This window comes from Sphingomonas sp. SphC10, assembly GCF_057004845.1.
In genome coordinates, this window is record NZ_CM168044.1 from 1,547,159 (window position 1) to 1,559,699 (window position 12,541).

General features: G+C 65.6%; 9 protein-coding genes. 4 read left to right on the forward strand and 5 right to left on the reverse strand.

The annotated features are described in order from the left end of the window. The first annotated feature begins 45 nt into the window (after positions 1 to 45). From ACWKSV_RS06945 to ACWKSV_RS06960, 4 genes are read left to right on the forward strand one after another with little or no spacing between them, the layout of a single operon-like run. Positions 46 to 1,572, forward strand: coding sequence for a tryptophan halogenase family protein (locus tag ACWKSV_RS06945; protein ID WP_076716705.1), 1,527 nt, complete (start codon positions 46 to 48; stop codon positions 1,570 to 1,572). Continuing rightward, a complete protein-coding gene (locus ACWKSV_RS06950) occupies positions 1,569 to 3,362 on the forward strand; it encodes an alpha-amylase family glycosyl hydrolase (protein WP_483666915.1) in 1,794 nt (597 codons plus the stop codon). Before ACWKSV_RS06945 ends, ACWKSV_RS06950 begins: the two co-directional genes overlap by 4 nt. Beyond that, a complete protein-coding gene (locus ACWKSV_RS06955; protein ID WP_191864440.1) occupies positions 3,362 to 4,975 on the forward strand; it encodes an alpha-amylase family glycosyl hydrolase in 1,614 nt (537 codons plus the stop codon). Before ACWKSV_RS06950 ends, ACWKSV_RS06955 begins: the two co-directional genes overlap by 1 nt. After that, complete coding sequence (locus ACWKSV_RS06960) at positions 4,972 to 7,050, forward strand: glycoside hydrolase family 97 protein (protein ID WP_076716708.1); 2,079 nt, start codon at positions 4,972 to 4,974, stop codon at positions 7,048 to 7,050. The genes ACWKSV_RS06955 and ACWKSV_RS06960 overlap by 4 nt, the downstream gene beginning before the upstream one ends. Before the next feature lie 142 nt (positions 7,051 to 7,192). On the opposite strand, the gene ACWKSV_RS06965 is transcribed toward ACWKSV_RS06960, so the two are convergent. From ACWKSV_RS06965 to ACWKSV_RS06985, 5 genes are all read right to left on the reverse strand, one after another. Continuing rightward, on the reverse strand, positions 7,193 to 9,256 hold the full coding sequence (locus ACWKSV_RS06965; protein ID WP_237243384.1) for a M3 family metallopeptidase: 2,064 nt from the start codon (positions 9,254 to 9,256) through the stop codon (positions 7,193 to 7,195). Between the two features lie 124 nt (positions 9,257 to 9,380). Beyond that, positions 9,381 to 9,581: a hypothetical protein gene (locus ACWKSV_RS06970; RefSeq protein ID WP_076716712.1), complete on the reverse strand. Its 201-nt coding sequence runs from the start codon at positions 9,579 to 9,581 to the stop codon at positions 9,381 to 9,383. After that, entirely contained in the window at positions 9,578 to 10,369 is a 792-nt protein-coding gene (locus ACWKSV_RS06975; RefSeq protein WP_083706671.1) for a Crp/Fnr family transcriptional regulator, read from the reverse strand. Before ACWKSV_RS06975 ends, ACWKSV_RS06970 begins: the two co-directional genes overlap by 4 nt. A gap of 78 nt (positions 10,370 to 10,447) precedes the next feature. Then, positions 10,448 to 11,533, reverse strand: a complete 1,086-nt coding sequence (locus ACWKSV_RS06980) for a DUF475 domain-containing protein (RefSeq protein WP_076718250.1) — start codon at positions 11,531 to 11,533, stop codon at positions 10,448 to 10,450. A 163-nt stretch (positions 11,534 to 11,696) separates the two neighbouring features. After that, positions 11,697 to 12,458: an IclR family transcriptional regulator gene (locus tag ACWKSV_RS06985; protein WP_237243385.1), complete on the reverse strand. Its 762-nt coding sequence runs from the start codon at positions 12,456 to 12,458 to the stop codon at positions 11,697 to 11,699. Between the last annotated feature and the right edge of the window lie 83 nt (positions 12,459 to 12,541).

Genomic DNA, 12,541 nt, shown 5'->3' on the forward strand with positions numbered 1-12,541 from the left:
CCCCGCGCCGGTCCAACGGTCGGCGCGGGTTTCGTGAGACGCCGCATGGACGCCGCCCCTTCCGCAGACCATATCGCTCAACGGGTTGTGATCGTCGGCGGCGGCACGGCCGGCTGGATGGCGGCAGCGGCCCTCGCCCGGTTCGCACCCGCTTCCACCCGCATCACCCTGATCGAATCCGACGCGATCGGAACGGTCGGCGTGGGTGAGGCGACCATTCCCGGCATCCGCCTGTTCAACCAGATGCTGGGGCTGGACGAGGCCGAATTCCTCCGCGCGACGAACGGCAGCTTCAAGCTGGGTATCCGGTTCGAGGGCTGGTCGGGCGAAGGCAGCGGCTATCTCCATGCCTTTGGCAGCATCGGGCGTGGCTTGGGCCTCGTCCCCTTCCATCATTACTGGCTGCGCGGCGGCGGGGCGGCGAACCCGGCCTCGCTCTGGGGCCATATGCCGGGTGCGCAAGCCGCCATGGCGGGCCGCTTCGCCCCCGATCCCGGCCGCCCCGACCTGCCGAGCGGCCTGGCCTGGGCCTATCATTTCGATGCCAGCCTCTACGCCGCGCTACTCCGCTGCCATGCGGAAGGCGCTGGCGTGGTACGGGTGGAGGGCCGCATCGCCTCGGTCGCGCGCGATGCGGGCGGGCGGATCGACCATGTCGTACTCGATGGCGGTCAGGTCCATACGGGCGACCTGTTCATCGACTGCACGGGTTTCCGTGCGCTGCTGATCGGCGAGACGCTGGCCGAGCCGTTCGACGACTGGTCCGAGCTCCTTCCCTGCGACCGCGCGCTGGCGGTGGCGGGCGAGCGGACCAGCCCCCTGCCCCCCTATACCCGCGCGATCGCACATGGCGCAGGCTGGCGGTGGCGCATTCCGCTTCAGCACCGCACCGGCAATGGCCTGGTCTATGACAGCCGCCATCTGTCAGAGGACGAAGCCGCCGATCGCCTGCTGACTGCGCTGAACGGCAAGGCGATGGGCGAGCCGCGCTGCTTGCGCTTCTCCACCGGACGGCGGCGGCGCGCCTGGGTCGGGAACTGCGTCGCCCTCGGTCTGGCGGCGGGATTTCTGGAGCCGCTGGAGTCGACCAGCATCCACCTGATCCAGTCGGGTATCGCGCGGCTGCTCGACTATTGGCCGGGGACGATCCCGCCAGCGGTCGAGATCGATGCCTATAATCGCGAGACGGCGGCCGAGTGGCTGGCGATCCGCGATTTCCTGATCCTGCACTACCATGCCAATGCCCGCCCCGAGCCCTTCTGGACCGAGCGGCGGGCGGTGCCCCTGCCCGATAGCCTGGCCGCCCGCATTGCGCTGTTCCGCGCGAACGGTCGGTTCCGTCGGGAGGGCGAGGAACTCTTCGCCGAACCCGCCTGGGTGCAGGTGATGATCGGACAGGGCATCATCCCGGCCGGACATCATGCGCTCGCCGATGCGCTGTCGGCGGACGAGCTCGACGATTTCCTCGGCCTCACCCGGCGTCACGCCGCGCAGGTGGCCGCCCGGCTACCGACGCACGATGCCTTCCTCGCCGCGCATTGCGCCGCCCCTGTCCCAAAGGTTTTTGCATGAAGACGCTGCTGCTCGCGCTCCTCGCGACCGCCACGCCGCTCGCCGCACAGGATTATCGCCAGCGCCTGCCGCAGGACGAGGTGATCTATTTCGTCCTGCCCGACCGGTTCGAGAATGGCGACACCGCCAATGATCGCGCCGGGTTGAAGGGCGGGCCGCTGACCACCGGCTTCGATCCGACGCACAAGGGCTTCTACCATGGCGGCGACCTGAAGGGGCTGACCAAGCGGCTCGACTATATCCAGGGGCTGGGCGCGACCGCGATCTGGCTGGGGCCGATCTTCAAGAACAAGGCGGTGCAGGGCGCCAAGGGCCAGGAAAGCGCGGGCTATCACGGCTATTGGATCACTGACTTCACCACGGTCGACCCGCATCTGGGCAGCGAGGCGGACCTGCGCGCCTTCGTCGCAGCGGCGCATGGCCGGGGGATGAAGGTCTATATGGACATCATCGTCAACCATACGGCGGACGTGATCCAGTATCGCGAATGCGCCGAGGGCTCGCTCTGTCCGTATCGCGACCGTGCGACCTACCCCTATCAGCGGCGCGGCGGCGTGAAGGGCGCGGCGATTAATCCGGGATTTTCGGGCGACGATGTGCAGACGGCGGCGAACTTCGCGAAGCTGACCGACCCGAACTATGCCTACACCCCCTATGTGCCCGCAGCCGAGAAGAACGCCAAGACCCCCGCCTGGCTCAACGATCCCGTCTATTATCACAATCGCGGCAATACGAGCTTCGAGGATGAAAGCTCGACCACCGGCGACTTTTCGGGACTGGACGATCTCTACACCGAAAATCCGCGCGTCATTGCGGGCATGATCGACATTTACGGCAGCTGGATCGACCGGTTCGGCATCGACGGCTTTCGCATCGACACCGCCAAGCATGTGAACCCGGAGTTCTGGCGCAGTTTCGTCCCCGCCATGCTGGACCGCGCCAAGGCCAAGGGCATTCCGAATTTCCACATCTTCGGCGAGGTGACGGCGGGGATGGAGCCGGGTGCGCTGGCCCGGTGGACCAAGATCGCCGACTATCCGGCGGTCCTCGACTTCGCCTTCATGAACGCGGTGATCCAGACGGTCGCCGAGAACAAGCCGACCCGCGTCCTCTCCAACCTGTTCGAGGGCGATGTGCTGTACGCCAAGGGCGAGGCGACGGCGGACATATTGCCGACCTTTCTCGGCAATCACGACCATGGCCGTTTCGCGCGCGACGTGCGGGCCGCGAACCCCGATGCTTCGGACGAGGAAATCCTGAAGCGGGTCGAACTCGGCCACGCCATGCTGCTGACGCTGCGCGGGGTGCCGACCATCTATTCGGGCGATGAACAGGGGTTCGCGGGCGACGGCAACGACCAGGACGCGCGTGAGGACATGTTTGCCAGCAAGGTCGCCAGCTACAACGACAACCGGCTGGGCGGCACGACGAAGACGACCGCGACCGACAGCTTCATACCCTCCCATCCGCTCTACCGCGAGATCGCAGCGCTCGCCCGGCTGCGCACCGCCAATCCGGCGCTGACGCGGGGGCGGCAGGTGATCCGCGCGCGCGGCGATGCGCCGGGCCTGTTCGCGGTGTCGCGCTTCGATCCCGCCACGGGGCGCGAATATGTGATCGCCTTCAACACCTCGGCCAAGCCTCTTGCTCAGGCCGTGCAGGTTGAAACGGCATCGCAACGTTTCGCCACCATGGCCGGCACCTGTGCCCCGACCGCCGCCGCGCCGGGGAGCCTGATGTTGGAATTGCCCGCTTTCGGCTATGCCGTCTGCGCGGCGGAGAGCCGTTGATGACCGAGACTGCCCATAAGACCGCGCGCCCCTGGTGGAAGGGCGCAGTGATCTATCAAATCTACCCGCGCAGCTTCGCCGACAGCAATGGCGACGGCATCGGCGACCTGCCCGGCATTACCGCGCGGCTGGACCATGTCGCCAGCCTGGGGGTGGATGCGATCTGGCTGTCGCCCTTCTTCACCTCGCCGATGAAGGATTTCGGCTATGATGTGGCGGACTACCGCGATGTCGATCCCATCTTTGGGACGCTCGCTGATTTCGACGCGCTGGTGAAGCGGGCGCACGAACTGGGGCTGAAGGTCGTCATCGATCAGGTGTACAGCCACACCTCCGACGAGCATCCCTGGTTTACCGAAAGCCGCTCCAGCCGCACCAATGCCCGTGCCGACTGGTATGTCTGGGCCGATGCCAAGCCCGATGGTTCGCCGCCCTCCAACTGGCAGTCGGTGTTCGGCGGCCCCGCCTGGACCTGGGACGCGCGGCGCGGACAATATTATCTCCACAATTTCCTGAAGGAGCAGCCGCAGCTTCACGTCCACCACCCGGAGGTACAGGCCGAATTGCTGGCGACGGCGCGCTTCTGGCTGGACCGGGGGGTGGACGGCTTCCGGCTCGATGCGATCAACTTCATGATGCACGAGCCGACGATGCGCGATAACCCGCCCGCGCCCGACACCGGCAAGACCCGCACCCGCCCGTTCGACTTCCAGTTGAAACTCTACAATCAGAGCCACGCCGACATCGTCCCGTTCCTCGAGCGTATCCGCGCCACGCTGGACGAGTATGGCGACCGCTTCACCGTGGCCGAGGTCGGCGGCGACGAGGCCGATCGCGAGATGAAGCTGTTCACTGCCGGGGACCATCGGCTGAATACGGCTTACGGCTTCGACTTCCTCTATGCCGATCGGCTGACCCCGCGCATCGTCGCCGAGGCGGTCGCGAAATGGCCCGCCGAGCCGGGCATGGGCTGGCCGAGCTGGGCGTTCGAGAATCATGACGCGCCGCGCGCCGTGTCGCGCTGGGCGACGCCTGAACACCGCGATGCCTTTGCGCGGATGAAGATGCTGTTGCTGCTGTCGCTTCGCGGCAACGCCTTTGTCTATCAGGGTGAGGAGTTGGGGCTGACCCAGGTCGATGTCCCCTTCGAGCGGCTGGTCGACCCGGAAGCGATCGCCAATTGGCCGCTGACCCTGTCGCGCGACGGGGTGCGAACACCGATGCCGTGGAGCAGCAATGCCATTAACGGCGGCTTCTCGGACGCCGAACCCTGGCTGCCGGTCGGGCCGGATCATGCCGCGCTCGCGGTCAACCGTCAGGACGGTGACCCGGACTCGCTGCTGAACCTCACTCGTCGCCTCGTCCGCCTTCGGGCTGAAACGCCTGCGCTGGCGGTCGGCGACCTGACGCTGCTCCACGCCGACGATCAGTTGCTCGCCTTCGAGCGGCGTGAGGGCGACCAGCGCCTGCTCTGCTTGTTCAATCTGGGCGATACGCCCGTGACCCTGCCCCCTGCCCTGCCGCGTGGGCAGCGGGGGCTGGTCCAGATCAATAGCGCCGCCGACGAACGCCTGGGCGCGTTCGGAGCGGCGATCCGGGAGATGACTGCATGAAGACGACCATTGCCATCGGCCTCGGCCTCATTGCGAGCGGGGCCTTGGCCCAGAACGGCCCCGCCGATCCGGCGGTCAACGAGACGTTCAAATTCGCCAAGCCCGCGGGCCAGCCCGATGCGATCGAAACCTCGCCCGACGGCAAGATCACGGTGCAGGTCTCCACCGACAATGACGGTCGCGCGGTCTATATGATCGCGCGGAACGGCAAGGCGATCGTCGCGCCGTCGCGGCTGGGCATGATGTTCACCGACGCGCCCAAGATCGAACGCGGCATGAAGATCGAGGCGGTCACCCATGCCAAGTCCGACACCAGCTGGACCCAGCCCTGGGGCGAATGGCGTACCATCCGCGACAATCACCGCGAGATGCGCGTTCGCCTGATGGAGTCGAGCGCGCTCCACCGCCGCTATGACGTGGTGTTCCGGGTGCAGGACGACGGCGTCGGCTTCCGCTACGAATTTCCCGAGCAGCAGGCCTTGGCCAAGGCGAACATCGCCGAGGAGCTGACCGAGTTCAACATCGCGCAGAACGGGACGGCGTGGTGGAAGCCCGCCTTCCTGTGGAATCGCGAGGAATATCTCTACAACCGCACGCCGATCACGGCGGTCGGCACGGCGGCGACGCCGATCACCATGAAGCTGGACGACGGCACCCATATCGCCATCCATGAGGCGGCTTTGGTCGACTATGCCAGCATGGGGCTGATGAAGACCGAGGGGAACAGCTTCAAGGCGGTCCTCACCCCCAACTCGGGCACGCCCAAGGTGGTGAAGACCGGCGCCTGGACGACGCCGTGGCGGACCTTCCTGATCGCCCCCGACGCGGGCGGGCTGTATATGAGCCACCTGATGCTCAACCTGAACGAGCCCAACAGGCTGGGCGACGTGTCCTGGGTGAAGCCCGGCAAGTTCGTCGGCGTCTGGTGGAAGATGATCAAGGGCGAATGGAGCTGGGCACGCGGGCCGCGTCACGGTGCGACCACCGCGAACGTGAAGACCTATATCGACTTCGCCGCCAGATACGGCATTCCCGGCGTGCTGGTCGAGGGGTGGAATATCGGCTGGGACGGCGACTGGGCGGGCAATGGCTCGGCGATGCAGTTCGCGACCCCGGCGGAGGATTTCGACGCCGATGCGCTGGCGCAATACGCCAAGTCCAAGGGCGTCTCGCTGATCGGCCACCACGAGACCGGCGGCGCGGTCAGCCATTATGAGAGCCAGTTCGATCCGGCGTTCAAATTCGCTGCCGATCATGGCGAGCGGGTGGTCAAGACCGGCTATGTCGCCGATGCCGGGCAGATCGAGCGGGTGAACGCAGACGGCTCGGTGAGCCGCGAATGGCATGAAAGCCAGTGGATGGTGAACCACCATCTCCGCGTGTTGCAGGCCGCCGCCAAATACAAGGTGTCGATCGACTCCCACGAGCCGGTCAAGGACACCGGCCTGCGCCGTACCTATCCCAACTGGCTGGCGCGCGAAGGTTCGCGGGGGATGGAGTATAACGCCTGGCCCGGCAAGAACCCGCCCGAGCATGAGGTCAACCTGGCGTTCACCCGGATGCTGGAAGGCCCGATGGACTTCACCCCGGGCGTGCTCAGCCTGACCGGCAGCGACAACAGCCCGATCCAGTCGACCATCGCCAAGCAGCTGGCGCTCTACGTGGTGCTCTACTCGCCGGTGCAGATGGCGGCCGACACGCCAGAGAATTACGCGAAATACCCGCAGGCCTTCCGCTTCATCGCGGATGTGCCGGTGGACTGGGAGGATAGCCGCGTGCTGAACGGCGAGGTCGGCGATTACGTCACCTTCGCGCGGCGGGATCGCAAGAGCCGCGACTGGTATGTCGGGTCAATCACCGACGAGAATGCGCGGGAGCTGACCGTGACGCTGGATTTCCTCGATCCGGGCAAGACATACGAGGCGCAGGTCTACAAGGATGGCCCCGGCGCGACCTATGCCACCGATGCGCGCCATTCGATCGCGTTCGAGACCAGGCGGGTGAAGAAGGGCGACACGTTGACCCTCTCCCTCGCCCCCGGCGGCGGCCAGGCGATCCGGCTGAAGGCGCTGTAACCCCCAATCCTCCCCATCTACGATGGGGAGGGGGACCGCGCCCGCAGGGCGTGGTGGAGGGGCTTGGCTGGTCCGTCCTTGTCCCTCCACCATCGCTGGCGCGATGGTCCCCCTCCCCAAGCAAAGCTTGGGGAGGAATGTTTTACTTCGTCGGGAAGCCGCGTTGCTTCAGCAGCGCGTTCACATCCGGGTCGCGGCCCCGGAACGCACGATAGGCCTCGGCGCGATCGGTCTCGTTCCCCGTCGACAACAGGATCCGCGCGAAGCGGTCCGCCGTCGCCTTGTCCCATGGGCTGCCCGCTTCCTCGAACGCCGCGAAGGTGTCGGCGTCCATCGTCTCCGACCAGAGATAGCTGTAATAGCCCGCCGAATAGCTGTCCGACGAGAACAGGTGATTGAACTGCGGCAGGCGGTGCCGCATCACCAGCTCCTTCGGCATGCCGATCTCCTTCAGCGTCGCCGCCTCGAATGCCGCCGGATCGACGATCCCATCGGGGATGGTGTGCAGCTTCATGTCGACGATCGCGGAGGACAGATATTCGGTCGTCGCGAAACCCTGGTTGAAGGTTTCCGACGCCTTGATCTTGTCGAGCAGGGCCTGCGGCATGGGCTGGCCGGTCTTGTAGTGGCGGGCGTATTTATCCAGCACGTCGCGGGTCAGCAGCCAATGCTCATTCACCTGGCTGGGATATTCCACGAAGTCGCGCGGCGTGCCCGCCAGTCCCGGATAGGTGACGTTCTGGAGCATCGCGTGGATCGCATGGCCGAATTCGTGGAACAGCGTCTCGGCATCGTCCAGGCTGATCAGCACCGGCTCGCCCTTCGCGCCCTTGGCGAAGTTGTTGTTGTTCGACGACAGGACATTCTGCACCGGCGGCAGGTTGCGCTGGCCGCGATAGGTGTTCGCCCAGGCACCCGAGCGCTTGCCCGTCCGCGCGAAATCGTCGCGGTAGAACAGGCCCACTTCCTTGCCGTTGCGGGTCACATGCCAGACGCGCATGTTCGGCTCGAACACCGGGACCGTGCCGGTAATCTCCTTGAACTCCAGCCCATAGAGCCGGTTCGCGGCATAAAGCGAACCTTGGATGATGTTGTTCAGCTCGAAATAGGGTTTCAGCTCGGCCTGATCGAGGTCGTAGCGGCTCTTGCGGACCTTCTCCTGATAGAAGCGATAGTCCCAGGGCTCGATGGTGATCTTCGCCCCGTCCTTATCCGCAATGGCCTGCATGTCGCGGACTTCCTCGACGACGCGCGCCTTGGCGGCCGGCCAGACGCGCATCATTAGATCCATCGCGGCGGCCGGGGTCTTGGCCATGGTGTCCTGCATCCGCCAGTCGGCATGGGTCTTGAAGCCCAGCAGATGCGCCCGGTTGGCGCGAAGTTTCACGATGCGGGCGATGGTCGCCTTGGTGTCGTTGATATCGCCATTGTCGCCGCGCTTGGTGAAGGCGCGCCACACCTGCTCGCGAAGCGCGCGATCGGTGGCGAAGGTCAGCACCGGATCGACCGCCGACCGGGTGTTGACGATCGCCCAACCCTGCTGCCCCCGCTCGGCCGCGGCCGCCTTGGCCACCGCCTTGACGCTGTCGGGCAAGCCTGCCAGCCGCGCCTCGTCGGTGACGATGATCGCGGTGCCTTCGTCGGCGAGCAGCCGCTGCGAAAACTCGCTGAAGTTGATCGCCAGATTCTGGTTGAAGGCAGACAGTTCCGCCTTCTGCGCCGGGGTCAGCTTGGCCCCCTGCCGTACGAAGCTGTCATAGGTGCGCGTGACCAGCCGCTTCTGCTGCGCGTCCAGGCCGCTGGTGTCCCGCGCCTTGTAGATCGCCTCGATCCGCGCGAACAGCTTACGATTGAAGGTGATTTCGTCCGACGCCTTGGAGAGCTTGGGCGACCATTCGCGGTCCAGCGCCTGATAGGCCGGCGTGTTCATATTGCCCGTCATCACCCCGAACAGCGTCATCACGCGGTTCAGCGTCTGTCCGGCATTCTGCATCGGCACGAAGGTGTTGGCGAAGCTCGGCTTGGCCGGATTGTTGGCGATCCGATCATAGTCGCGTTTGCGTTCGGCGAGCGCGGCCTCGAAGGCCGCCGGGAACAGCTCGGGCTTCACCTTGTCCCAGGGCGGTACTCCGCCATAGGGGCCGGTCCATGGCGCGGTCAGGGGGTTGGTGGCGGGGGCCTGTACGGCCTGGGGCGGAGACGCCATGGCGGACGTGCTCAACAAAACCGCCAGGGCGGCGGCGAGGGACAGATGACGCAATGTGAACTCCCGGTCATGAAACGCGCATCATCACCATAAGCCCGTGTTTCGGTGGGTAAAGTCTTGTGACCTATCCCACGCCGCCCTGCGCCTCTGCCAGTCGGGCCGCCGCCATCAGCCCTTCGCCGGTGGCACGCGCCGCAGCGGGCGTCATCGCCACCGCCACGCCATTGGGCCCGTCGAGCATGACGACCCCGCATTCGGCGGTCGCCACGCCTGCATCGTCATGAACGCCGTGATAGGCGCTGCCGGACTCGCCGAGCGGGGTCATGCGCCCGGCTTGTCCAGGGTCGGGCCGCCGCCATAGAGATAGCCGGGGTCGAAATCCGCAAGCGCGGCCAGCATGTCGAGGTCGAGGATATGCGCCTCCCCACTGCGAAAGGTCATCAGGCCCCGCTCGCGCAGGGAGCGAAGGACGCGGTTGAGATGCACCGGGGTGATTCCCGCCGCCTCGGCCAGATCGATCTGGGTCACCGGGAAACGGAACACGCCGTCGCGAACCAGGTCGACCATGGCCAGCCGCGCGTGAAGCTCGCAGAAAAGATGCGCGACGCGACCATCGGCCTCCAGCCGCCCCAGCCGGAACACCCATTCCCGATGCATCGCCGCGTCAAGCAGCGTCGAGAACCATAGTAACCGCGTCAGCCGGGGATAACTGGCGACGATCCGTTCCAGCCGATCATGTCCCGCCAGTGCGACCCGCACGGGGGTCAGCGTCGCGATGTCATGGTCCAGATGGCGCATCGCAAAGCCGTGCAGATCGACGAAATCGCCGGGGACATGAAAGGCGACGATCTGGCGGTTGCCCTGTCGGTCGTCCATGTACCGGCACATCACGCCTTCCAGCAGCAGGCTGCTGTAGCGAACCCGTTCATCCTGGCGGATGACGATGGTGCGGGCGGGGATGGCTCGAACCTCCTCGACGCTGTCCTCCAGCTTCGCGACATCCTCCGCCGTCATGGTGTCGCGCCCCCGCCCCTTCAGGAACAATTCCGTCAGCAGCGGCCCGTCATTGGCGCACCTTTGCTCCCGTCGCGTATCGATTGCAGAAACCGACATGACCTGTCCCTCGCCCAGCGTTCGGAAGGGAAATCCCCCGCATGGGCAAAGTGTTCCGCAAGCGACACGATCACGGCGTCAGTCGCCGATCGGCTTCCCCGCCGCCCGTACCGGATCACCACCATGCGGCAGGTCCTGCGGCGCCTTGCGGTTGCTGCGGACCGAGGCCCAGAAGGCAAGACCGATCAGCGTCGCACCAATCAGGCCCGTGATCGTCTCCGGAATATGGAACCGCACCGACAGCAGCATGATCGTCGCCAGCGCGACGATGGCATAGAAGGCGCCGTGCTCCAGATAGCGATATTGCGCGAGCGTGCCGTGATCGACCAGCATGATCGTCATCGAACGGACGAACATAGCCCCGATGCCCAAGCCCAGCGCGATGATGAACAGATTGTTCGACAGCGCGAACGCACCGATCACCCCGTCGAACGAGAAGCTGGCGTCGAGCACCTCGAGATACAGGAACGCTGCGAAGCCCGACCGCGCCGCCGCGCCCGTCGCCGCATCGCCGTCGCTGCCCAGCAGCACGCCGATGGCATGGACCGCGATATAGGTCAGCAGGCCGAAAATCCCCGAGGTGATGAAGGTCATCGCGTCGTCTGCCGGGATGAACCGCGAAATGGCATAGAGCGCCAGCAGGACGATGCCGGTCGCCAGCCCCGAAATGTCCCGCAGCGCGGCCAATGGGCGTTCGATCACGGGCAGCCAATGCTCCTCCTTCTCGTCGTCGAGAAAGAAGTTCAGGCCGACCATGGCCAGGAAGCTGCCGCCGAAACCGGAAATACCGACATGGGCGGAGGTGATGATCTGCTCATAACGCACCGGATCGCCCGCCGCGAGTTTCACCGCCTCGATCGGCCCCAGATGCGCCGCGATCGCGACGATGGCGAGCGGGAAGACGATGCGCATCCCGAACACGGCGATGATGATGCCCCAGGTCAGGAAGCGGTGGCGCCATTTGTCGTCCATGTCGCGCAGCACGGTCGCGTTGACGACGGCGTTGTCGAAGGACAGCGACACCTCCAGCACGCCGAGCACCAGCACGATCCACAGGATGCCGAGCGTACCGGGGACCGTTCCCGTGCTCTGAAAGCCCAGCCAGGCGGCGATGGCCAGGCAGAGCAATGTGAACAGAAGCGATCCCTTATAATATTTCAACAGCAACTGACGGTCCCCTGTACCTGTCCGATCGATCGCATGGCGTGGCGCTCCGACGATCGGGACTAAAGTCCGGCTCGTCGGATTTGTTCAATCGGGCACCGACCCTATCGCCGCGAAGAGGCGCCGGGACAAGTCGGGATCAGGCCGCCGTCAGGCGCGGGCTTCAGATACGGGCGTCGTTTCCGATCAGCTGTTCGGAAATGCGCGTCGCCGTCGCTCGCAGCACCGCCAGCGCCTGGTCGACATCCACCGTCGCGTCGGTAATGCGGATGAAGGGCACGGTCAGCACGGCGACGGCACGCCCGCCGCGCATGATCGGCACGGCGAGTTCGACCATGCCGGGCAGTTCGGCGCTGTCCGTCTGCACAAAGCCTTGAGAGCGAATTGCATCCGTCGTCGCGATCAGGGCCGCACGACGCTCATCCGACAGGGGCGGGTCGAACAGGCCGTCCCATTCGGCCCGTGTCTCATCCGGCTGGAAGGCATAGAGCAGCTGCCCCGATGGGGTTTCATGGATCGGGCGGCGATAGCCTACACGCACCGAGAAGCCGACCGAGGTATTGGCCTCCATTCGCGCGATGACCGAGGATGCCGCGCCGGAGGGAATGGCGAGGTAGCAGGACTGGCCGATACGGTCAGACAGCATCCGCATTTCGGGCAGGGCCTGTTCCATCAGACTGCGCACCGGCGGACGCTTCAGCCCTAGATGGAACAGGCGAGAGGTCATGACATAACCGTCGGGCCCCTGCGAAACATAGCCGCGATGTTCCAGCACCTGGATCATCCGGAACAGCTCGCCCGTCGACCGACCGAGACGGGTGACGATCGCGCTCATCGTCAAGGGCAGGTCCTCGGCGGCCAGCAGCTCCAAGATATCGAGCCCTTTTTCCAGCGCCGGGGCGCGGTAGAGCCGCTTATCGTCCAAGACTTCTGGCGCTTCGCTGACCAAAAATTCCCTCCGTCCCGGTCACCGTCCAAACGCGACCGTCATCCATTCTCATTAGCCGA